This window comes from Streptomyces sp. NRRL F-6676, assembly GCF_000725625.1.
In the GTDB taxonomy this organism is placed as follows: Bacteria; Actinomycetota; Actinomycetes; order Streptomycetales; family Streptomycetaceae; genus Streptomyces.
Window position 1 is genome coordinate 335,080 of sequence record NZ_JOHS01000008.1, and the last position, 22,078, is coordinate 357,157.

A 22,078-nucleotide genomic window follows, 5' to 3' on the forward strand; every position below is an offset into this window, starting at 1 on the left:
CTAGTACCCGCGATGGACGGGAGATGCTCAACCAGACGAGTGATTCGGTGCACGCGCGGTTTCCCCGGCCGTCGGTCAGCCGCCGGGGAAGCGGAAGGTGCGCAGGACGCGGTCCAGCGCACGCCTGTTGCCGGCCTCGTCGTACGCCGTGCGCGGCGTCGTCCAGCGCAGCGAGAAGCCGGAGCGGCCGTCGAGGAGGAAGCCGCGGCCGAAGGTGCGGGTGCGGGTGGTGCCGTCCGTCGCCAGCCACTGCATGTCGGCGCCCGGCAGCCCCCGGTAGGTCACCGCCCGGATCGCGCCGAGCCGCCGGTAGCCCGCGTACGAGCGGCGCAGGCCGGGCTCCAGGGCGGTCCAGTCGGCCGCCGGGTCCGGATCGAGCCGCAGGCTGTGCGTGACCACCAGGGTGCGCGGGTCCCCGCTCGCGCCGAAGGCGACGCGGTACGAGCCGTCGGTGCGCCGGTCCTCGAACACCCGCCGCCAGCCCCTCGGCAGGTCGACGGAGAACCCCTCGGGGGCGCTCTGCCGCGCGAACGACTCGGCCGTGGCCCGCGGTGGGCGGGCCGGGGGAGCGGCCGGGCCGGCCGTGGCCGGGGGCGAGGGGGAGGACGGGCCGGCCGTGGCGCCCGGGGCGGACGGTGCGGGGGAGGCCGCGCGGCCCGCCTTCCCGCCCGGGGCCACCGCCGACGGCCGGGACGCGGTGGGCGCGGCCCGTGAGACGGCGGCCCCCTCGTCGCCGGCACCGCCCCGCGCGGCGTACAGGGCTACGGCGGAGGCGGCCACGGCGAACGCCGCGCCGAGCAGCGCACGGCGCCGCGGGGAGCGTCCGCCCCCGGCCCGCCGTGCGCCCCGCGCACCGGACCGTCGTGCTTCCGCGCCCAGCCCACCGGACCGTGTCCCCGCCGGGCCCGCCTCCCCCTCGTCGGCCTCCGCGCCGAGGATGCGCTCCAGATTCTGGTGTACGACCTTCTCCGGCACCCGCTCCGACGGGCTGCGCCGCAGCAGTCCGGTGACCGCCGGGGCGAGCGGGCCGGCCTGCGCCGGGGGGCGCAGCGGCAGCAGCTCCACCCCGCGCAGCGTCGCCGCCGTCTCGCCCCGGTCACGGTAGGGCGGGCGGCCCTCCACCATCGCGTAGAGCAGCGCCCCCAGCGACCACTGGTCCGCCGACGGCCCCGCGCACTCCCCGCGCGCCTGCTCGGGAGCCGCGTAGGACGGTGCGGTGACCCGCGGGCCCGGTGCGGAGCCGATCAGTCCGAAGCCGGTCAGCACCACCCCGTCGTCCTCCCGCACGAACACCTGCCCGGGGCTCAGGTCCCCGTGGGTGAGGCCCCGCCGGTGCGCGGCCCGCAGGATCTCGAGGAGCCCCAGCCCGATGCGGGCGGCGCGCACGGGACGCAGCGGCCCCCGGGCGAGCAGCTCCCCGAGCGGCACGCCGTCGACCGGCCGCAGCACCGTCCACAGGGCGCCGTCGCGGCCGTCCTCCCCGGCCCCGCGCTCACTCCCGCTCCCGTTCTGCGCCTCGACGACGTCGATCACCCGGGCGATCCGGCCGGGGCAGGCCCGGGCCATCACCGTCGTCTCGCGCGCGATCCGGTCCGCCGTGCGGGGCGGGGTGCCGGCACGCGGGTGCGCCGCGGGGCGGGAGCGGACCAGCAGTACCTCGTGCCCGGTCCCCATGTCCTCGCCGCGCAGGACGAGGCGCCCCTCCTCGCGGTGGACGGCCTCGCCCCGCCGGTACCGCCCGGCGATCAACTCCTGTGCCAAGACCCGCTCGTGGCCCATCGCCATCCCTCACCGCACACCGGAGACCCGCGTCCCACGGTGGTACGGAGAGTGCGCCGCCGGGTGTTCAAAGTGACCGAAAGTCAAGGGAAGCGTAGGGAAGCGAAGGGAACCGGAGGGAAGCGGGGGAGTCCGCTCCGGGCGGGTCAGGGAAGGTGCCGCTCCGAGGCGGCGCCGATGTACGCCTCCGCGAACGAGGCCGCCGCCGCGGGGGAGTCGAACAGCCGGCTCAGCCGGGCCGCCGCCATCCCCGCCCGGAACGGGTCCCCCGACGAGGGGCCGTGCAGCAGCTCGCAGAACCACTCCGAGAACTCCTGGTACTCCCACACCCGCCGCAGACACGTTTCCGCATAGCGCCGCAGCCCGCCCGCGTCGCCCCGGCGCACATACGCCACCAGCGCGTCGGCAAGAACCAGCGCGTCGAACAGCGCCAGGTTCATGCCCTTCGCGGCGATCGGCGCCACCAGGTGCGCGGCGTCCCCGGCCAGGAACAGCCGGCCGTACGACACCGCCCGCGCCACCTGGTTGTGCATGTCCAGCACACGCTTCTCGATCAGCGTCCCCTCGGCCAGGGGCGGGGCACCGGCCGCGCCGAGCCGCTCGTGCAGCTCCGCCCAGACGCGGTCGAGGGTCCAGCCCTCCGGGTCGTCGCCCGGCGGGCACTGGAGGTAGTAGCGGGTCATCTCGGGCCCGCGCGCCATGTGGGCGGCGAAGCCGCGCGGGTGGATGCCGAAGACGACGGCGTCCGAGGACGGGGGTGCCTCGGCGAGCAGGGCGAGCCAGCCGACGCCGTAGTCGAGCCGGGCGGGCTCCCGGTACTCGGCGGGCAGGGCCGACCGGCTCACGCCCCGGGCGCCGTCGCACCCGGCGATCACCGCGCACTCCAGGCGGACGCGCGCGCCGCCGTCCGGGTCGGTGTACGTCACGGCGGGCGCGTCGGTGTCGATGCCGTGCAGCTCCACGTCCCGTACCCCGAAGCGGATGTCGCCGCCCTGGAGGTCGGCGTACCGGTGGACGAGGTCGGTGACCAGGCGGGGCTGCGGATAGACCACGTGGTGGTGGCCGGAGAGGTCCGCGTAACGGAAGCGGTGGCGTTCGCCGCCGACGCGGAACTCGCACTCGCCGTGCCGTTGCGCGTTCAGCAGGTCGGGCCCGGCCAGCCCGCGCCGCCACAGCGCCCGTACCGCCCACTCCTCCAGGAACCCGGCGCGCGGCCGGGTCTCGATGAACCGCCTGCTCTCCGCCTCCAGGACGACGCAGTCGACGGAGGCGTCCCGCAGCACACCGGCGAGGGCGAGCCCTGCGGGGCCCGCGCCGACGATGACGACGGGGACGCGGGTGGGAGGACCCGGAGGAGGCGTCGGCGAGGAGGCCGAGGGGATGTGCGCTGACATGCGGACAGTATCGCCGGTGCCCGCCAACTCCCCTGTGCGGCGGTTGTGTTGATCGGCTCCGGAGCGTGATGTGTCCGGCTGGTCAGTCGAAGGCGTCGTGCAGTGCCGGCAGCAGCTTCTTCGCCGACCAGTCCAGGAACGCGGGCTGGGAGTCGCCGCCGATCTGCACGAGCGCGATCTCGGTGAAACCGGCCTCCGCGTACGGGCGTACGGCCTCCACGAACGCCTCCGGGTCGTCGCCGCACGGGATCGACCCGGCGACGTCCTCCTCGGTCACGAACTGCGTCGCCGCGGAGAAGGAGTCCGGGTGCGGCAGCTCGGAGTTGACCTTCCAGCCGCTGCCGAACCAGCGGAACTGCGCGTGCGCCCGCCGCACGGCCGCGTCGCGGTCGGTGTCGTAGCAGACGGGGAGCTGGCCCACCCGGGGCTTGCCCGCGCCGCCGTGCCGCTCGAAGCCCTCGATCAGCTCGGGCTTGGGCTCGGTGGCGATGACGAGGTCCGCGAGGTGGCCGGCGAGCCGGCACGACTGCTCGCCGGAGACGGCGATGCCGATCGGCGGGGGCTCGTCGGGGAGATCCCACAGCTTGGCGGACTCCACGTCGAAGTGGGTGCCGTGGTGGGTGACGTGCTTGCCGCCGAAGAGGTCGCGGATGATGCCGACGGCCTCCTCCAGGCGTTCGTGGCGTACGTCGGCGGTGGGCCAGCCGCCGCCGACGACGTGTTCGTTGAGGTTCTCGCCGGCGCCGAGGCCGAGGCGGAAGCGGCCCTCGGAGAGCAGCTGGAGGGTGGCCGCCTTCTGGGCCACCACGGCGGGGTGGTAGCGGAAGGTGGGGCAGGTCACGTACGTCATCAGGGGGATGCGGGAGGTGGCCTGGGCGGCCGCGCCGAGGACGGCCCACGCGTAGGGGGAGTGGCCCTGTTCGCGGAGCCAGGGGAAGTAGTGGTCGGAGGTCACGGAGAAGTCGAAGCCGATGTCTTCGGCCTGCGCGACGTGGTCGACGAGGGCGCGGGGGCCGGCCTGCTCGGTCATCATCGTGTAGCCGATTTTCACCATGCGCGGCGGGTTCCCCGGGGCGAGGTGGGGAAACGGGGGTCTGCGGCGGCGGGTGGTGAGGCGTGGGTGAGTGCGTGCGGGAGCGTCGTGGCTGGTCGCGCGGTCCCCGCGCCCCTGGGGCCGGTCGTTCGGATCAGCCCGCGTCCGCGGGCTGATCCGAACGACCGGCCCTAACGGGGCGCCGTCAGGGGGAGGCGGACCAGGAAGCTCGTGTTGCCGGGGGTCGACTCGACCTCCAGGCTGCCGTGGTGTTTGCGGACCACGATCCGCCAGGAGATGTCGAGGCCGAGGCCGGTGCCCTCGCCCACGGGCTTCGTCGTGAAGAAGGGTTCGAAGATGCGGTCGCGGATGTCGGGCGGGACGCCCGGGCCCGTGTCGTGGAACTCGACCAGGACACGGTCGTGGTCCAGTGCCGTGCGTACGGTCAGTGTGCCGCCCGTGGCGCTCATCGCGGCGACCGCGTTGTCGATCAGGTTGGTCCACACCTGGTTCAGCTCGCCCGGGTAGGCGGGCACCTCCGGGACCGTACGGTCGTACTCCTTGACCAGGGAGATCCGCTCGCCGAACTTGTTGGACAGCATCAGCAGCGTGCTGTCCAGCAGCTCGTGCACGTCGACCGTGCGGAACGGGGCCCGGTCGATCTGGGAGTACTGCCGGGCGGCGTTGACGAGCGTGGAGACCCGGGTGGTGGAGTCCTCGATCTCGTTCATCAGCAGCTCGGTCTCGACCGTGTAGTTCAGCCAGCGGATCGCGCCCTCGAGCGTCTCCTCGTCGACGGCCGCCGCCACCTGGGCCAGCCACTCGGTGTCCAGCCCGGCCTGGACGAAGACCGGCGCCAGCCGCCAGCCGTCGTCGATGCCGTGGTCGTCGAGCCAGTCGGAGAGCGCGTCCTCCCGGTCGGAGGCCTCCAGCGGGGAGAGCGGGGCCGCCTTGGCGACCTGCTCGGCCGTGCGCTCCTGGATGTCGACCAGCGTGACCAGGGTGTCCCGCGAGTAGTGTCCGGCGGTGATCGCGCCCAGCTTGTGCCGCATCCCCGCGACCCGCTCGCGCAGCGCCGAGGTGGCCCGCACCGCGGCGGCCGCCGGGTTGTTCAGCTCGTGCGTCAGCCCCGCCGACAGCGAGCCGAGCGCCAGCAGCCGCTCCCGCTGGTTGATGATCTGGCGGCTGTTCTCCTGGCCGTAGAACAGGCCCTCCAGGAGGTGCACCGCCATCGGGAACCAGTCCCGCATGATCTCGGCGAACGTGTCGGCGGGCAGCACGAAGAACCGCGACGGCTCGGTGACCCGCAGCGAGCCGTTGTAGCGGGCCACCCGCGCCCGGTCGCCCAGGTACGCCTGGAAGGCGCCCGCGTACACCCCGCGCTGCGAGGTCCGGTTGGTCTCCACGTCGTCCGCGCCGACCCGCCGGGAGAGCACCACCGTGCCCTCCAGGAGGACGTAGAAGCAGGTCGCAGGGGAGCCCTCGGTGTACACCGGGCCCGGTTCGAACCGCTCCACGCGGCCCTCGCGGCACAGCCGGGTGAGCTGTTCCTCGTCCAGCTTCTCGAACAGGAAGAGCGTGCTCAGCTCCGTCCAGTCGCACGGCTCGGGCTGTCCGCTCACGACCGCTCCCTCCGCCCGGTGCCCCGGGGGCTCATGACTGCTCCAGGTAGCGGTGCACCAGCATGACCGCCATCGCGCCCTCGCCCACCGCCGAGGCGACCCGCTTGGCCGACTCGGCGCGCGCGTCGCCCGCCACGAACACACCGGGGACGCTGGTCTCCAGGTGGTACGGCGGCCGGACCGGCTCCCAGCCCGGCGGCGGGCATCCGTCGTCGGTCATGTCGGGCCCGGCCATGATGAAACCGTGCTCGTTGCGCAGCACCGTGCCGTCCAGCCAGTCGGTCAGCGGGGCCGCGCCGATGAACACGAACAGCCACTGCGCGTCGACGAGTTCGTCCTCGCCGGAGTCCACGTCGCGCAGCGCCAGCTTCTCCAGCCGCCCGGTGCCGTGCGCCGCCTCCACCACCGTGCGGGTGCGCACCGAGATGTTCGGCGTGGCCTCGATCTGCTGGATCAGATAGTGCGACATCGACGCGGCAAGGGACTCGCCGCGCACCAGCAGCGTCACCGAACGCGAGGTGCGGGCGAGGTACATCGCCGCCTGCCCCGCCGAGTTCGCCCCGCCGACGATGTACACGTCCTGGTCCGAGCAGGACGGCGCCTCCGTCAGCGCCGAGCCGTAGAAGACCCCGCACCCGGTCAGCTCCGCCAGCCCCGGCGCGTCCAGCTGCCGGTACGACACACCGGTCGCCAGGATCACGCTGTGCGCGGCCACCGCCGAGCCGTCGGAGAACCGTACGGTGCGCGCGGCGCCGTTGACCTCCAGGCCCGCGACCTCCCGGGCGGTGAGTATCTCCGCGCCGAACTTCGCCGCCTGGCGCCGCGCCCGCTCGGTGAGCTGGGCGCCGGACACGCCGTCCGGGAAGCCCAGGTAGTTCTCGATCCGGGAGCTCTGCCCGGCTTGGCCGCCGGTGGCCTGCCGCTCCACGAGCAGCGTCCGCAGGCCCTCCGACGCCCCGTACACCGCCGCGCCCAGCCCCGCCGGGCCGCCGCCGATGACGACCAGGTCGTAGAACTCCTCGGCCGGTGTCGTCGCCAGGCCCACCTGCCCGGCGAGTTCGGCGTCGGCGGGCTCCACCAGCGGTGTGCCCTCCGGGGTGACGACGAGCGGCAGCCGCCGTCCGTCCTGTCCGGCCGCCGCGAGGAGCCGGCCGCCCTCCGGTTCGTCCGCCGAGTACCAGCGGTAGGGCACCTGGTTGCGGGCCAGGAACTCGCGCACCTCGGAGGAGCGCGCCGACCAGCGGTGGCCCACCACCTTGGTGACCGGCACCGGACGGTGGTCGGCGGCCCGCCAGGCGGCGAGCAGGTCGTCCAGGACCGGGTACAGCTTCTCCTCGGGCGGATCCCACGGCTTGAGCAGATAGTGGTCCAGGTCGATCACGTTGATCGCGTCGATGGCGGCGTTGGTGTCCGCGTACGCCGTCAGCAGCACCCGCCGCGCCCCCGGATGGACGTCCATCGCGTGTTCGAGGAACTCGATGCCGTTCATGCGCGGCATCCGGTAGTCGGCGAGGATCACGGCGACCTGGTCGCCGCGCAGCTTCAGCTCGCGCAGCGCGTCCAGCGCCGTCTCACCGGACTCGGCGCGCACCACGCGGTGCGACTCGCCGTACCGGCGCCGCAGGTCGCGGGCGACGGCACGGGAGACCCCGGGATCGTCGTCCACGGTCAGGATCACGGTCCGCGCCTGCGCTGCGGGCTGTGTCATCGGCTCTCCCACCCCGGGCCGGTCGGGTGCCGGCCCACGGCCATCGTATGTTCGATCGGGTCGTTTCGCCTTGGCCCGAGGGGGCAGGGCCCCGGTAGCGTGCCGTAGGGGGCCGGTCGGTTCCGTCGGCCCCGCCGAGTCGTCGACCAGCCAGTGACCACCGAGAACAGCCGCCGCCGGCCCGGACCGGCGGCCCAGGGAGGCAGAGCCGCATGACCCGCCCGATCACCGTGGGAGTGGACGGATCGCCCGAGAGCACGGCCGCGGCCCGCTGGGCGGCACGGGAGGCGGTCCGCCGCGACCTGCCGCTGCGGATCGTGCACGCCTGGCGCTGGGAGACGTACGACTTCGTCGCCGCCGACGACCAGCAGGCCCAGGCCAATGGCGCCGGCGCGGTGGTCCGCGAGGTCGAGCGGGCCGTCACCGAGGAACACCCCCGGCTCGACGTCACCGCCGAGGTGGTGGAGGACGCCTCCGTCGACGCGCTCGTCGCCGAGGCCGCCCGGTCCGAACTGCTGGCGCTCGGCACCCGGGGCCACGGCGCCGTCCTCGGCTTCCTGCTCGGCTCGATCGGCCAGCAGGTGCTCGGCGAGGCCGCGCGCCCCGTGGTGCTGGTCCGCTCCGAGGACCGGCCCGCGCAGGAGGCGGCGGGCCGCGAGGTCGTCGTCGGCCAGCACGGCGAACCCGCCGACAGCGCCGCCGCGCTGGAGTTCGCCTTCCAGGCGGCCGCCGCCCGGGGCGCCGGACTGCGGGTCGTACGCGCCTGGAACCTGCCGCCGGTCTTCGCCTACAGCCCCGGCTCGATGCAGCTCCTCGACGACGCCGGCGGTCTGGAACCGTACGAGCGCAAGGCGCTGGACGCGGCGCTGCGGCCGTGGCGCGAGCGGTTCCCGGACGTGCCGGTGACCGAGCACGTGGAGATCGGCAGCGCGGGACAGGTGCTGCTGTCGGTGGCCGACCGGGCCCAGCTCATGGTGGTCGGCCGGCGCGCCAGCCGGCTGGCCGTCGGCCCGCGCATCGGCTCGGTCGCGCACGCGCTGATCGCCCACGCGCCCTGCCCGGTGGCGGTGGTACCGCCGGCCTGAGCGGCGGACGTCACGCCCGCGGGGCCGGGGCGGTCTCCGGCTCCCCGGTCTCCTTTGAGGCCGTCTCCTCCTCCGCGTCCGGCACCGCGTCGCGGACCCGGGGCAGCACATGGGCGACGTAGTCCGCGACCGCCGTGTCCAGGCCGATGTCGTGCTGCGCCCGCTCCGACAGGAACCAGCGGTGCTCCAGGAGCTGGTGGTACAGCTCGGCCGGGTCCATCGCCCCGCGCAGCTCCACCGGCACCGCCCGCACGGTGGGCCGGAACACGTCGCGCACCCAGCGGTGGGCGAGCACCTCCGGGCGGGTGGTCAGGGGATCACCCGGGGTGTGGTCCTCCTGGGTGGCCATCCAGCTCTCCAGGTCGTTCAGGAGCCGGCGGGCCTGGTTCTCCTCGGTGTCCAGCCCGGTCAGCCGCAGCAACTGCCGCTGATGGTGCCCGGCGTCGACGACCTTCGGCACGAACGTCACCGTGTCGCCGGTGGAGGAGCTCTCGATCTGCATCTCGGCCACGTCGAAGCCGAGCTCGTTCAGCCGCCGGATGCGCCGGTCTATGTAGTGGTACTTGCCCGCCGGATACACCGAGGTGCGGGTCAGCTCCCGCCACAGCCCCGAGTAGCGCGCACAGATCTCCGTGCCGAACTCGATCGGGTCCACCGACGGGTGGAGCGCCCCGGACGCCTCCAGGTCGAGCAGCTCCCCGCTGATGTTGACCCGGGCCAGATCGAGGTCGTAGTCGCGCTGCCCCTCGCTCAGCCGCGGTTGCAGCTCGCCCGTCTCGGCGTCCACCAGATACGCCGCGTAGGCGCCCGCGTCGCGCCGGAACAGGGTGTTGGACAGCGAGCAGTCGCCCCACGCGAACCCGGCCAGGTGCAGCCGGACCAGGAGCACGGCGAGCGCGTCCATCAGCCGGTGCATGGTGGCCGGGCGCATCGTCGTCTCGAACATCGAGCGGTACGGCATGGAACCGCGCAGATGACGGGTGATCAGCACGGGTTCCAGGTAACCGCCGGCGGCGTCCGTACGGCCGGTGACGACGGCGAGCGCGTCCACGGCGGGGATGCCGAGCCGGTCCAGGTCGCGCAGCAGCTCGAACTCCCGTACCGCCGGCCGCTCGGCGAGTTCCTTGACGGCCACGACCTCGTCACCGGCCCGGGCATAGCGCACCACGTGCCGGGAGATGCCGCGCGGCAGCGGCACCAGCACGTCCTCGGGCCACTGCTCCAGCGGCAGTTGCCAGGGCAGGGACAGCAGCAGGCCGGGATGCTCCGGATTGGTGGCGCTGATGTGCAAAGCCATCGCTCAGTCGTCCTCGTCTCAGGTGCGGTACGACCCCAGTATCAGGCCGGTGCGCCGCCCCGGACCCCGAGCCCCACCGGCCCCTCGAAGGCGGCGTGGGCAGGCCCTTCGACGTCAGCCGGTGCCGCCGCGACGGCTCGCGGTGGCCCGGCGGCGCTTGAGGGCGCGACGCTCCATCTCCGTCGTACCGCCCCAGACGCCGATGTTCTGGCCGGTCTCCAGCGCCCAGTCCAGGCACGCGTCACGGACCGGGCAGCCGCGGCACACCGACTTCGCCTCCTCGATCTGTAGCAGCGCGGGGCCGGTCGTGCCGACGGGGAAGAACAGGTCGGGGTCCTCGGTGCGGCAGGCGGCGCGGTCTCGCCAGTTGTCCATGACGCTCTCCTGTGTGTGGACGGGACGGGTCGTCGGGTCCGGGTGACCTGTCGGTGTACGGCCGAAACGGCCCGGGAGCGAAAAGGCGGTGAGGAAGTGGTGAGGGGCCGGTTCAGCCGCCGGGCCGCAGCCGGGTGAGCAGCAGGGCGATGTCGTCGGGGCGGTCGGCGGCGCGCCGGGCCCGGTCGGTGAGCAGCCCGGCCACCCGGGGCAGCGAGGGCTGCTGCGGGGGAGTGCCGCGGCCGCCCGCCAGGGTCAGGGCCGTGCGCAGCGCGCCGATGCCCTCGTCGATGTCGTGCCCCGCCCGCTCGACCAGTCCGTCGGTGAACAGGGCGAGCACCGCCCCTGGTTCCAGGCGCAGTTCGGTCACCGGGTACTCCGCCTTCGGGGCCACGCCGAGCACCACCCCGCCCGGCAGGTCTAGGACGTCGGTACGGCCGTCGGGGTGGCGCAGCAGCGGCTGCGGATGGCCGGCGCGCGCGGCCCGGGCGATCCCGGTGAGCGGGTCGAGCCGGATGTAGCAGCAACTCGCGAACTGCCCCGGGTCCAGATCGATCAGCAGCCGGTTGGTGCTGCTCATCACCTCGCCCGGCGGATGGTCGCCCAGCGCGAACGCCCGTACCGCGCTGCGCAGTTGCCCCATCGTCGCGGCGGCCTGCACCCCGTGCCCCTGGACGTCGCCGATGACCAGCGCGAGCCCTTCGCCCGCGTCGACCACGTCGTACCAGTCGCCGCCCACCTCCATGCCCTGGGTGCCGGGCAGATAGCAGCCCGCCGTCTCCACCCGGGGGTGCGCCGACAGCCGGTGCGGCAGCAGCGCCTCCTGGAGCCCGCGGGCCAGGGCCGCCTCGTTCTCGTAGCGCCGGGCGCGCTCCAGGGTCTGCGCGATCAGCCCGGCGAGCGCGGTGAGCACCGTGCGCTCCTCGTCGCTGAAGCCGCGCTCGCGGTCGAAGCCGAGGATGCAGGAGCCGACCGGGCGGCCGGAGGCGATCAGCGGCAGGAACGCGCGGGCGCCCTCGGTGGCGTCCAGCGGGATGCCCGGGTAGGCGGCGGCGAGCTTGTGCATCGACTCGAAGAACAGCGGCCGGCCGCCGGTGAGGGTCTCCACCCCCGGCAGTCTCGTGTCCAGGGCCACGCCCTCGAACGGGAGCAGGAACTGCTGAGGGAAGCCGTGCTCCCAGGCCAGGTACAGGTGCCGGTCCTCGTGCAGCAGATAGATCGCGAGCCGGCCGCCGCCGAAGGCGGGCAGCAGCTCCCGCATCACCACCTCCGACACCTGCCGGGCGGTCAGCGCCTCGGTGAGGGCGATGGCCAGCACGACGGGCCGGTACAGCGGGGCCGTGGAGACGACGGCCGGGGGGAGGCCGGGCGGCGCCGCCCCGGCCGTGGAGGCTCCCGCCGACGTGGTGGTGTCCGCCGGGGCCGGGGCGCCTTCGGTCGTCTCGGCGACCCGGCCCAGTGGCACCATCCGGCAGGTGACGACGTCCGGCCCGGGGTACAGCGACAGCGTGAGCCAGTCGCCGTCGGACCGGCCCCGTTCCCTACCGGCCTCGGGGGCGGCGTCCGGCCGGGGGCGGCTGACCTGGAAGTGCACCGGTTCGACGGAGAGCAGCGAGGCCCGGATGTGGTCCTCGTACACCGGTCGGTCCAGCCAGGGCACGGCCTCCCACAGCTGCCGGCCGAGCAGCGACTCCCGCCGCTGCCCGAGGAGTTCGGCGGCCCGGGGATTGACGTAGGTGAGCAGCCCGAGCCGGTCGAAGGCGAACACACCGTCGGGCAGCAGATCGGCCGCGCCGTCCGCCGCCGCGCCCGGCTCCGGGTCGATGACCAGACCGCCGATCCGGGGGCCGGGCGAGGGTGCCTCGGACGGGCGTCCGCACGCGGGCCCGTCCGCGTACGGCCGTCCGTCGGCCGGCGCGTAGGCGTACGGGTCCCCGGGAGCCGGTGCGTGCGGGGACGGTCGCCCGGGAGCCGGTTCGTGCGCGGACGGTCGCCCGGCGGGTTCGTGCGGGGACGGTCTCCCGGGCGGCGATTCGTGCGCGGGCGGTCGCCCGGCGGGTTCGTGCGGCGGCGGTCCTTCGGGCGCCGTTGCGTGCGGGGACGGCTGTTCGGGCGCCGGTGCGTGGGAGGCCGGTGTCGTATGCGCGGATTCGTGCGGGGCCGGTCTCGTGGGTGTCGGCTCGTGCGGCCTCAGTTCCAGTAGCCGCCGTGCGCCCTCGGGGGAGCGCACCCGCAGCAGTCCCGGCGGTGCCGGGCCGTCGGCCGCTTCGCGCAGTGCGGCCAGCACCAGGTGCGCGTCGTCCGGCGCGAGGGCCTCCGCGAGCGCCTCCGCGGACCGTACGGCGCCGTCCGTGCCCAGGCCGGCCAGCGCCCGCAGGGTGGCGTCCACGGTGATCTCGCCGCCCACCGGATCCCAGGTGAAGCGGCCGACCCGGCCCCCGGGCGTGCCGCCGCCGGCCGCGGGCGGGCGCACGCACAGGGGCTCGCCGTCCCACGCCACCCGCACCCCGTCGCGCTCCAGCCCGCCGAGCGCGGCACCCAGCGCGTCCGCGATCGGGCCGAGCCGGTCCCGGGCGGGCATCGCCTCGGTGAGGTGGGACGCGCTGGGCCGCAGCACGGTCAGCACCCCGTAGGTCCGGGCGCCGTCGGTCACCGGCACGTACAGCGAGCCGAACCGGAACGGCAGCCCGGCCGCGAGCTGCGGATAGCGCCGCATCGTCTCCGTGGGGTCGGCGAGCACCACCGGGACCCGGGTGCGGAAGGCGTCCGCGGCGGGGAAGGGGCGGTCCACGGTCAGCCGCCACCAGGGCCGGAACAGCGGGCCCGGCAGCCCGGCGAGCACCGAGAGCCGCAGCTCCCCGGGTCTGCCGGAGCGCAGGTAGACCCCGCCGGCGAAGCCGGTGACCGCGCGCAGCGCGTCCGCGACGGCGCCGGTCAGCACCGCGCCCGGCGGCCCGGGCGCCGGGCCCTCGCGCTCGGCGCTCCCATGCATCGGTCTTCCTCGTCGGCTGGGTGACACAGCAAGGATGCGCCGCCCCGCGCCGTCCGCGCATCCCCGGAACGGCGGACGGAGCCGGCCCCGGCGTCAGGCGGCGACGCCCGCCCCCTCCGTGTGCAGCTGGTACACGTTGAACGCCCGGCGGATCACCGGCTGCGCCACGTTGCGGACCCGGACGCCGCCCGCCGTCATGCCGTGCTCGGTGCCGAGGTGCGCGTGGCCGTGGACCGCGAGATCGGCGCCGGCCGTGTCGATCGCCTCCGCCAGCAGATAGCTGCCGAGGAACGGATGGATCTCCGCGGGCTCCCCGGCCAGCGTGTCGGCGACGGGGGAGTAGTGCGTGAGCGCCACCCGTACGTCGCAGCCCCGGCCGGTCAGCTCCTTCAGCGCCGCGCACAGCGAGTCGGCGCTGCGCCGGGTGGCCCGTACGAACTCCTTCATCAGCGGCTCGCCGAACTCCCCCGCGCTGCGGCCGACGAACCCGCCGCCGAACCCCTTGGTGCCGGCCACGCCGACCCGGGAACCCGCGCACTCGACGACCGTCGACTCGCCCTCCAGCACCCGCACCCCGGCCTCCCGCAGGATCTCGGTGACCTTCTCGGGCTGCTCGTCGTGGTGGTCGTGGTTGCCGAGCACCGCGACCACCGGCACGGGCAGGTCCCGCACCTCGCGGGCCACCACCCGCATCTCCTCGGGCGTGCCGTGCCGGGTCAGGTCCCCGGCGAGCAGCAGCAGATCGGCACAGTCGGGCAGGGTCTCGAACGCGGGCCGGAGCAGGCCCTGGCTGTCGGACCCCATGTGGATGTCTCCGACGGCGGCGAGGCGGATCACGACAGTTCCTCCGCATGGTCGGGGGCGGCGTTCTCGGCCACCACGACATCGCAGTGCACCTCGAGCCCCGCCAGTTCGTCACGGACGGTCCGCAGCAGCGTGTCCCGGCAGTGCGCGGACGGGACGGTGCCGGTGACCAGCACGGAACCCGAGCGCACCTCCGCCCGCACGCCCAGCTCGCCGAGCTCCTCCTCGGCGAGCCGGTCGCGCAGATGGGCGACGCGGTACTCGACGTTGTCCCCGGCGCCCGAACCGGCACCCGGGCCGGTGCCCGAGTCGGCGCCCGGCCCGGGGCCCGGGCCGGACGCGGCGGCCGTGCCGCCCGTCGTGCCCGCGCCGCGGGCGGGGTTCAGGGGATCTTCGGGCCAACGGCTCATCCGGCTCATCACTGCTCCCGAGCTCGTTCGTGGTGCGGCGGGGCGATGACCTCCAGGCGTTCCAGGAGGAAGAAGAACGCGGCGGGCATGGGCTCCGCGCCGCAGTCCCGGCGCAGCAGCTCCCAGTCGACCCGCTCGCGCAGGATGCGGGCGATCGGCAGCACCGCGCCGAAGTCGCAGTGGTGCTCGGAGAAGGAGGCCAGCAGGCCGCGCAGCAGATCGGTGGGGGAGAGCACCGGCATCCGCACCGAGTCCACGGACAGCTCCTGTGCCCGCTCCAGCAGCTCCGTGTCGACGGGGCGGTGGGCCAGCTCGAAGATCAGGTCGACCTGCTGGCCCAGGCAGCCCGCCTTCAGCAGCCAGTCCTCCGGCGGGGTGAAGACGGTCAGCCCGGCCGCGCACAGCGTGCCGGCGACCGCCTCGGCGTCCTCCGGGCGGATGCAGAAGTCGACGTCGTGCTGGAGGTTGCCGGTGCCCCCGTGGGCGTACACCGCGACACTGCCGGCGAGGGCGAACGGGTGGCCCTCGCGCTTGAGGATCGCGCCGACCTGCTTGGCCGCCTCCAGGATCGCCTGGTTGCGGTCGCGGGGCAGGTCCCTTTCCAGGTCGTCCCGTTGGTCCATGTCCTCACCCCGGGCGGTGGAACCCCCCGCGGCCAGCCGGAGCCCGGGGACGCCGGCGCGGTCCTCGACGGCGGCGTCGTCGGCGTGCGGCGTCATGTGCTGCCCCCTTTTCCGAGAAGTCCTTTGCAGGTACCCGGCGACCGGGGATCGACACGGGCGCGTCACTTGGCCGGGACGTCCTCCATCGCCACGTCCAGGAAGGCGGCCAGCTCCCGGCCCTCGGCATGGACGGCCTCCCGCTCCGGCGCGGTGAGCGGGCGCAGCGGGCTCACGCCCAGCCGCTCCTCGCGCACGGTCCAGGTGGCGGCGACCCGCCCGTCGACGAGGACCGCGCGGTGCCCCGCCACGGACAGCCCGAGGTGGGCGTCGTCGATGATCCGGCCGCGGTCCTGGTAGCCGAGGATCGCGTTGTCGAACGCCGGCAGGAACCGTACGGGGGCGGGCGTGTCCGGGTCCGGGCGCGGGGCGCCCGGCAGATCGAGGAGCTCCCGGCCGCGCGCGTCGCGGAAGGAGACCAGCTCCTCGCGCACGGCCTTGACCGCGGCGGGCAGCCCCGCCAGCCCGCACCAGGCGCGCAGATCGGCGGTGGCGGCGGGCCCGTAGGCGGCGAGATAGCGGCGGACCAGCCGCTGCCCGACGGGGTCACCGGCGTCGTCGGGCAGCGGCTCGACGTCCCGCCCCAGCCACACGGCCAGCGGCAGGTTCCGTACGCCCGCCCTGGCCCGCCACAGCCCGCGCGGCGGGAGCTGCGCCATCGGTACCAGGGCCGCGATCAGCAGTTCGCCGAGCGCCCGGCGCGGCCGGCCGGGCCAGCGGTCCTCGACGCCCGCCACGAGCTCGGCCATGGTGCGCGCCCGCCCGTCGGCCATCACGGCACGGCCGGCCGCCGCCAGCTCGTCCAGGTCGACACCGGCAAGCTCCCGCCGGTACGCGCCCTGCGCCCGCTGGCGCAGCATGGCGTCGTGGCGGGAGCGCCAGGCCAGCGCGTCGTCGGCGGTCACCAGGTGCACGGTGCGGCGCATGAGGTGCGTGCGCACCACCGTACGGCCGGTCAGCGCGGCGTCCAGTTCCGCGGGGTCGAAGCGGGTCAGCCGGGACCACAGGCCGACGAACGGCTCCTGCGGCTCCTGCGCCTGTAGTCCGCACAGGTGCGCCACCGTGTCGGCGACGCCGGCGTCGGCGCGGTCCAGCAGGTGCTGGCGGGCGAGGGTCGCACGGTTGAGGGCGCGTACGTCCAGGACGGTGGCGGTGGTCATGAGGGTCTCCGGTCGTGGGCCCCGGGTACGGGGCCGGGATCGAGGCGGGGCGGGGCGCCGGTGCGGGTCCGGGCGGCCGCCGCCCGGACCCGCACCGGCACGCGGGATCAGCCGTTGTACGGTGCGGCGACGTCCAGGACCCACGTCACGCCGAACCGGTCGGTCAGCATGCCGTACAGCGGCGCCCAGTCCGAGGCCTCCAGCGGCCGGACGACCGCCGAACCCTCGGCGAGCCGGTCCCACAGGGCCCGGATCTCCTCGGCGTCTTCACCGCGCACGGAGACGTAGAACGGGTTCGTGCCCTGCTCCCAGGGGAGCTGCGAGGGCACGTCGTAGGCCATGACGTGGAAGCCGTTGTCGCCCACCACCTCGCCCCACAGCACCCAGTCCGCCTCGGCCTCGTGCGGCACGTCGCCCGCGTCCTTGTAGGTGACGGCGACGGTGCGCCCGCCGAAGACGGACCGGTAGAAGTCCAGCGCCTCGCGCGCGGCGCCCCGGAAGTTGAGATGGGCGGTCGTGGTGACGGACATGGTCCGCTCCCTTCGTCGAAGGTGACCGGGACCGTGCGGCCCCGGCGGCTCGACAGGAACCCTCGCACCGGTAGAGGACAGGGAGTGTCCTCTACCGCGCGGGCAGGACGCGGACCATGCGGAAGACGTCCTCGCGGCCGCTCGCCCTCCTCTCGCGGCTTCGGCCCCCCGCACCCGCACGTGCCACCGAACCGCCCGCCACCGAACCGCCCCCGGGGGTCAGGGGGACCCGCGGCGCGCCCCCCGCTCCGCTGTCGTCGGATCCGGCACGCCCAAGGGGCGGGCCAACCCCAGCACCCCCTCGTCCAACCGCTGCAAGTGCCGCAGCACCCGGTGCGTGACGCTGCCCGGGCGCGGCGCCCGGGTCTCGCCCGGGTCGAGGAGGGACGCCAGGCTCGGCCCGGACTCCATCTCCCTCGGCGCACCGCCGCCACCCTCACCGCCCACCGCACGTTCGTCCCGCACCTGCGCGAGCAGCACGTCGATGTTGTGCGAGATCCGCCGCCCCGCGAGCTTCAGCCGCGGATCCGCCGCGATCGTCCGGCTGAACGGCACCAGCTCCGCCGTCGCCGCCAGCGACCGCGCGTGGTACGCGCACGTCTCCAGCAGCGCCACCAGATAGCGGGCCGTCTGCCGCCGCCCGCGCAGCGGGGTGATCGGATGCGTCAGCGGCTTCGTCGAGGCGCGCAGATCGTCCAGCGCCTTGTCGAGGTCGCGCGCCTGGTCCAGCAGGTCCACCGCGGGACCGCCGCTGAGCTGCTCGACGGCCGCCTCGCTGACGTCGGCCAGCCGCACCAGCACCGTCGCGAGCAGCTCGTCCGTACGCCGGTCGGTCTGCACCGGCAGCACCAGCGCCGCCGCGACGATCCCGCACACCGCCCCCAGCACCGTCTCCTCGATGCGCAGCACCAGCACCGACAGGCTGTACGTGTGCAGCAGCGTGTACAGCAGGCCCAGCATCGCGGTCACGAAGAACGACATCAGCGCGTACGACAGCGGCGCGGTGTAGAACATCGCGAAAATGAACAGCAGCACCAGGGCGAACGCGGTCCACGTGTGGTTGCCGACCAGCCCCGCGAGCCCCGCCCCGGCGACCACCCCGCACACCGTGCCCAGCACCCGCCGGTAGCCCTTGACCAGGATCTCGCCCGTGGACGCGGTGTTGATGAAGACGACCCAGCAGGTCAGCACGGCCCAGTACCAGCGCTGACTGGACAGGAACTCGCCGCCCGCGATGGCCAGCGCCGAGCCCACCGCCACCTGGACGGCGGCCCGTGTGGTGGGCCGTTTCAGCCCCCGCGCCTCTTCCTCCTCGTCCTCCGCCTCGCGCTCCGCGCCGGCGATGGCCGCGTCCTCGGCGTCCAGTTCCTCCCGGGAACGGATGGTCGCGGCGGTATCGTCGGACTCGTCCTGCGGACCGTCCAGCGCCAGCCGCAGACCCAGTACGGCCTTGGCGGCCTCGCCCATGGCGCGGAAGACGTCCTGCACGGCGGGCGGACCGGCGGGCACGTTGTCCTCGTCGCGGTAGCCGAGCAGCCGGTTGCGCACATGCGCCACGGAGCTGTGCCGGTCCGCCGCGACCGGCCGGGCCATCAGCAGCCGCAGCGCCCGCAGGTCCCGGCGCAGGGTCTGGGTGACGTCGCCCCGGGCCGGCAGCCGGTTGCCGGGTGCGGGGGCCGGGGCGTTCGGCAGGTGCAGGGCGAGCGTGTCGGCCCGCTCGGCGCTGCGCGCGCTCAGCAGCAGCACGCCGAGCCGCTCGGCGGCGATCTCCGCCTCGGCGACACGCCGCTGCACCAGTGCGGCGGTGGCACTGTCGTCGGTGCCCTGCTCCAGCCGTCCCTGGACGAGCATCGCGCTCTCGTGCAGTCGGGCGGTGTGCCGTCGTACGTCGTCCAGGGCGGCGTCCAGCTCGTCGGGCGCCGCGTCGAGCAGGTCCAGCTGGGCCGAGATCAGCTGGGCGAGCCGCGCCCGGAAGGCCCCGCGCAGCCGCCGCAGCACCTGCTCGGGCGTGTCCCGTACGACGCCGAACCGCACCACCGCGCTGCACGCGAACGCCGTGGCCAGCGCCGCGTACAGCAGGGGCAGCGCCGTCAGCGTGGCCCCGACGAACAGGGAGACGAAGTACAGCTGGAAGCCGATCAGCCCCAGCGCCGTGCCGCGGTCCCCGAACCGGCGGCTGTAGACCGCCGCGAAGATCAGCAGCAGGAAGAACAGGTCCCCGACGACCACGTATCTCTGGAGCAGCGAGGCCAGGGTGACCGCGGCGAGCGCCACGGGCAGACCGAGCGCCAGGGTGATCGCCTGCGGCCGGCGCTCCTTCTCGCGGATCGCGAACGTGGACACCATGGCGGCCATCGCCCCGCCCACGAGATGCGGCACCGTGGCGCCGAACGAGGCGAGGACGGCGAGGGTGAGCCCGATCGAGCCCACCGTCCGCAGCCCGGCCATCAGCCGCAGCAGCCCCGGATCGGACGCCGAGAGCCGATCCAGGACCCGGCTCCAGACGGGTCGTGCCGCTTCGCTCACGCCGCCGTACTTCCTCCCGTTGCCGACCAAGATCCGCACGTCAAGCATGTCATGCCGGTCGCGGTCGGCGTAGTGGCGGGGCGGCCCGGGCTCAGCTCCGGGCCGCCGCGGCGCTCCGGGCCGGGCGGGCGGTCACCGCTCCCGGTCGCCGCTCCCGCCGGGCTCCGGCTCGCCGCCGGCCACGGTGTCCGCGGCGTCCGACGGGTCGAGCCCCTCCTCGGGGTCCGGGCTCGTGCCGCTGCTGCCGCCGGGCTGGCCGCCGCCGGTGGAGCCGTAGCCGCCGGGGACGCCGGGGACGCTGTCTGCGTCGGCCTCCTCCCGGCTGATGTGCCGGGTCGCCCGGACGTTGGCGCGCCGCTCGGGATACGGATAGCTGAAGGGACGTGCCGCGGCACGCTCCTCGTCGGCGGCCTCCGCGGAACGGGCGGCGTCGTCGGGATCACGTTCGTTCGTCATGGACCCGCGAGTACCCGGCGGGTGGTGGCGCATGCGGGACCTCGGGGGGTCCTGGTGCGTGGGCGACCGCGGGTGGGTCCGTGGTCGCTCGCGCGGTTCCCCGCACCCCTCGGAGGGGCGCGGGGAACCGCGCAGTCTTTCAGGGGGGTCCGGGGGCGAAACAAACAACCGGAACGTGCCGCGTACGGACGCACTGCACGTGCCGCCTCGCGCCCGTGGCGCGAGGGTGGACGGGGGCGGAGCCCCCGCGCCCACCCCCCGCCGACCGAAGGAGCCGCCGCGCATGCCGGACCGCAAGGTACTCACCAACCGCCAGGGCCACCCCGTCCACGACAACCGGAACCAGCGCACGGTGGGCGCCCGCGGCCCCGCGACGCTGGAGAACTACCAGTTCCTGGAGAAGATCAGCCACTTCGACCGCGAACGCATCCCCGAGCGCGTCGTCCACGCCCGCGGCGTCACCGCGTACGGCTACTTCGAGGCGTACGGCGCCTGGGGCGACGAACCCATCACCCGCCACACCCGCGCCAGGCTCTTCCAGGAGCGCGGCAAGCGCACCGACGTCGCCGTCCGCTTCTCCACCGTCATCGGCGGCCGGGACTCCTCCGAGACCGCCCGCGACCCCCGCGGCTTCGCCGTGAAGTTCTACACCGAGGACGGCAACTGGGACCTCGTCGGCAACAACCTCGGCGTCTTCTTCATCCGCGACGCCATCAAGTTCCCCGACGTCATCCACGCCCTCAAGCCGGACCCGGTGACCTTCGAGCAGCAGCCCCGCCGGATCTTCGACTTCATGTCGCAGACCCCGGAGTCCATGCACATGCTGGTCAACGTGTTCAGCCCGCGCGGCATCCCCGCCGACTACCGCCACATGCAGGGCTTCGGCGTCAACACGTACAAGTGGGTCAACGACGAGGGCCGCACCGTCCTGGTCAAGTACCACTGGCTGCCCAAGCAGGATGTCCGCAGCATGACCGCCGAGGACGCCGCCGCCGTACAGGCCGAGTCCCTCGGCCACGCCACCAAGGACCTGTACGACGCGATCGCGCGCGGCGACTTCCCGGAGTGGGAACTGCACGTCCAGATGATGGACGATCACGACCACCCGGAGCTGGACTTCGACCCGCTCGACGACACCAAGACCTGGCCCGAGCAGGAGTTCCCGCCCCGGCCGGTGGGTCGGATGGTGCTCGACCGGATGCCGGAGAACTTCTTCGCGGAGAACGAGCAGATCTCCTTCGGCACAGGCGTCCTCGTGGACGGCCTGGACTTCTCCGACGACAAGATGCTCGTCGGACGGACCTTCTCCTACAGCGACACCCAGCGCTACCGGGTCGGCCCCAACTACCTCCAGCTCCCCGTCAACCAGGCGAAGAACGCGGAGGTGCGCACCAACCAGCGCGACGGACAGATGGCGTACCACGTGGACGGCGGCGGGGAGAACCCGATCGTCAACTACGAGCCCTCCGTCATGGGCGGTCTGAGCGAGGCCACCTCCCCGGTCCCCGACGAGCAGGGTCCGGAGATCCGCGGCCGGCTCACCCGCAAGCGCATCCCGCGCGCCAACGACTACCTCCAGGCGGGCCAGCGCTATCTGCTGATGGAGGACTGGGAGCGCGACGACCTGGTGAAGAACTTCGTCGACCAGCTCTCCCAGTGCGAGCGTCCGGTCCAGGAGCGCATGGTCTGGCACTTCCTCCTGGTCGAGAACGACCTGGGCCTGCGGGTCGGCGAGGGCCTGGGCATCGCCCCCGACGACGTCTCCTCCCTCGCCCCCCTCCCCGGCCAGGACCTCACGGACGAGGACCAGCAACGCCTGGCCAACCTGGGCAAGAACCCCCCTCGGAACGTGGAGGGCCTGACAATGACCCACTGCGTCCCGAACACCCGTCACGAGGCCACCCGCTGAACCCCGCCATAAAGGGGCGCGGGGAACTGCGCCTCTCTTGGGGGTCCGGGGGCTCGCCCCCGGGGACGGGAAGGGGAGGGGTGCGGGGGCGAAAACCCTCCCGGCCCTCACCCCCGCACCCCCAACACCCTCTCCACCTCCGCCAGCACCTCCGTCACCCGCACCCCGAACCCCACATCACACGCGACCCCCCGCCCACCGGGCGCCACCGCCGCCGAACCCACCAACGCATCGACCGCCCGCCCGAACGCCCCCACCGCCCCCTCCGAAGCCGCGGGC

At 74.4% G+C, this 22,078-nt stretch carries 17 protein-coding genes; 2 read left to right on the top strand and 15 right to left on the bottom strand.

The genetic code is table 11. The features are described from left to right. Positions 1-75: 75 nt before the first annotated feature. From IO29_RS08265 to IO29_RS08285, 5 genes are all read right to left on the bottom strand, one after another. Entirely contained in the window at positions 76-1,761 is a 1,686-nt protein-coding gene (locus tag IO29_RS08265; protein ID WP_234307404.1) for a protein kinase domain-containing protein, read from the bottom strand. 164 nt (positions 1,762-1,925) lie between these two features. Next, a complete protein-coding gene (locus IO29_RS08270) occupies positions 1,926-3,173 on the bottom strand; it encodes a 4-hydroxybenzoate 3-monooxygenase (protein WP_030378079.1) in 1,248 nt (415 codons plus the stop codon). An 82-nt stretch (positions 3,174-3,255) separates the two neighbouring features. After that, a complete protein-coding gene (locus IO29_RS08275) occupies positions 3,256-4,227 on the bottom strand; it encodes an LLM class F420-dependent oxidoreductase (RefSeq protein ID WP_030378080.1) in 972 nt (323 codons plus the stop codon). Between the two features lie 170 nt (positions 4,228-4,397). Next, positions 4,398-5,828, bottom strand: a complete 1,431-nt coding sequence (locus tag IO29_RS08280) for an ATP-binding protein (RefSeq protein ID WP_030378081.1) — start codon at positions 5,826-5,828, stop codon at positions 4,398-4,400. Between the two features lie 31 nt (positions 5,829-5,859). Then, complete coding sequence (locus tag IO29_RS08285; protein WP_030378082.1) at positions 5,860-7,536, bottom strand: NAD(P)/FAD-dependent oxidoreductase; 1,677 nt, start codon at positions 7,534-7,536, stop codon at positions 5,860-5,862. A gap of 212 nt (positions 7,537-7,748) precedes the next feature. Here IO29_RS08285 and IO29_RS08290 point away from each other — a divergent pair, with 212 nt between their 5' ends. Then, positions 7,749-8,621 carry a universal stress protein gene (locus IO29_RS08290; protein ID WP_030378083.1) on the top strand — a complete coding sequence of 291 codons (873 nt, stop codon included), beginning with the start codon at positions 7,749-7,751 and terminating at the stop codon, positions 8,619-8,621. Between the two features lie 10 nt (positions 8,622-8,631). Here the strand turns inward: IO29_RS08290 and IO29_RS08295 are convergent, their stop codons facing one another. From IO29_RS08295 to IO29_RS08340, 10 genes are all read right to left on the bottom strand, one after another. After that, positions 8,632-9,918, bottom strand: a complete 1,287-nt coding sequence (locus IO29_RS08295) for a DUF4032 domain-containing protein (RefSeq protein ID WP_030378084.1) — start codon at positions 9,916-9,918, stop codon at positions 8,632-8,634. A gap of 114 nt (positions 9,919-10,032) precedes the next feature. Then, positions 10,033-10,293, bottom strand: coding sequence for a WhiB family transcriptional regulator (locus tag IO29_RS08300; protein ID WP_030378085.1), 261 nt, complete (start codon positions 10,291-10,293; stop codon positions 10,033-10,035). A 112-nt stretch (positions 10,294-10,405) separates the two neighbouring features. After that, entirely contained in the window at positions 10,406-13,285 is a 2,880-nt protein-coding gene (locus IO29_RS08305) for a SpoIIE family protein phosphatase (protein WP_030378086.1), read from the bottom strand. Between the two features lie 93 nt (positions 13,286-13,378). After that, positions 13,379-14,122, bottom strand: a complete 744-nt coding sequence (locus IO29_RS08310; RefSeq protein WP_030378087.1) for a metallophosphoesterase family protein — start codon at positions 14,120-14,122, stop codon at positions 13,379-13,381. Next, a complete protein-coding gene (locus tag IO29_RS35500) occupies positions 14,119-14,334 on the bottom strand; it encodes a BON domain-containing protein (protein ID WP_051707642.1) in 216 nt (71 codons plus the stop codon). Before IO29_RS35500 ends, IO29_RS08310 begins: the two co-directional genes overlap by 4 nt. Before the next feature lie 173 nt (positions 14,335-14,507). Further along, positions 14,508-15,218 carry a nucleotidyltransferase family protein gene (locus IO29_RS08320; RefSeq protein ID WP_030378089.1) on the bottom strand — a complete coding sequence of 237 codons (711 nt, stop codon included), beginning with the start codon at positions 15,216-15,218 and terminating at the stop codon, positions 14,508-14,510. Positions 15,219-15,283: 65 nt separating this feature from the next. Further along, entirely contained in the window at positions 15,284-16,378 is a 1,095-nt protein-coding gene (locus IO29_RS08325; RefSeq protein WP_030378090.1) for a winged helix DNA-binding domain-containing protein, read from the bottom strand. A 107-nt stretch (positions 16,379-16,485) separates the two neighbouring features. Continuing rightward, complete coding sequence (locus IO29_RS08330; protein WP_030378091.1) at positions 16,486-16,908, bottom strand: VOC family protein; 423 nt, start codon at positions 16,906-16,908, stop codon at positions 16,486-16,488. A 219-nt stretch (positions 16,909-17,127) separates the two neighbouring features. Next, complete coding sequence (locus tag IO29_RS08335) at positions 17,128-19,434, bottom strand: FUSC family protein (RefSeq protein WP_030378092.1); 2,307 nt, start codon at positions 19,432-19,434, stop codon at positions 17,128-17,130. A gap of 132 nt (positions 19,435-19,566) precedes the next feature. Continuing rightward, entirely contained in the window at positions 19,567-19,890 is a 324-nt protein-coding gene (locus IO29_RS08340; RefSeq protein ID WP_030378093.1) for a hypothetical protein, read from the bottom strand. Positions 19,891-20,173: 283 nt separating this feature from the next. On the opposite strand from IO29_RS08340, the gene IO29_RS08345 reads away from it, so the two are divergent. Further along, positions 20,174-21,799 (top strand): catalase, encoded by a 1,626-nt coding sequence (locus IO29_RS08345; RefSeq protein ID WP_030378094.1) that lies wholly within the window; start codon positions 20,174-20,176, stop codon positions 21,797-21,799. Positions 21,800-22,078: the final 279 nt, after the last annotated feature.

Bases quoted from the DNA above. Each gene is read 5' to 3' on its own strand.
- IO29_RS08270 (WP_030378079.1), bottom strand. From the start codon at position 3,173: ATGTCAGCGCACATCCCCTCGGCCTCCTCGCCGACGCCTCCTCCGGGT.
- IO29_RS08275 (WP_030378080.1), bottom strand. From the start codon at position 4,227: ATGGTGAAAATCGGCTACACGATGATGACCGAGCAGGCCGGCCCCCGC.
- IO29_RS08285 (WP_030378082.1), bottom strand. From the start codon at position 7,536: ATGACACAGCCCGCAGCGCAGGCGCGGACCGTGATCCTGACCGTGGAC.
- IO29_RS08290 (WP_030378083.1), top strand. From the start codon at position 7,749: ATGACCCGCCCGATCACCGTGGGAGTGGACGGATCGCCCGAGAGCACG.
- IO29_RS08295 (WP_030378084.1), bottom strand. From the start codon at position 9,918: ATGGCTTTGCACATCAGCGCCACCAATCCGGAGCATCCCGGCCTGCTG.
- IO29_RS08300 (WP_030378085.1), bottom strand. From the start codon at position 10,293: ATGGACAACTGGCGAGACCGCGCCGCCTGCCGCACCGAGGACCCCGAC.
- IO29_RS08305 (WP_030378086.1), bottom strand. From the start codon at position 13,285: ATGCATGGGAGCGCCGAGCGCGAGGGCCCGGCGCCCGGGCCGCCGGGC.
- IO29_RS08320 (WP_030378089.1), bottom strand. From the start codon at position 15,218: ATGACGCCGCACGCCGACGACGCCGCCGTCGAGGACCGCGCCGGCGTC.
- IO29_RS08325 (WP_030378090.1), bottom strand. From the start codon at position 16,378: ATGACCACCGCCACCGTCCTGGACGTACGCGCCCTCAACCGTGCGACC.
- IO29_RS08330 (WP_030378091.1), bottom strand. From the start codon at position 16,908: ATGTCCGTCACCACGACCGCCCATCTCAACTTCCGGGGCGCCGCGCGC.
- IO29_RS08340 (WP_030378093.1), bottom strand. From the start codon at position 19,890: ATGACGAACGAACGTGATCCCGACGACGCCGCCCGTTCCGCGGAGGCC.
- IO29_RS08345 (WP_030378094.1), top strand. From the start codon at position 20,174: ATGCCGGACCGCAAGGTACTCACCAACCGCCAGGGCCACCCCGTCCAC.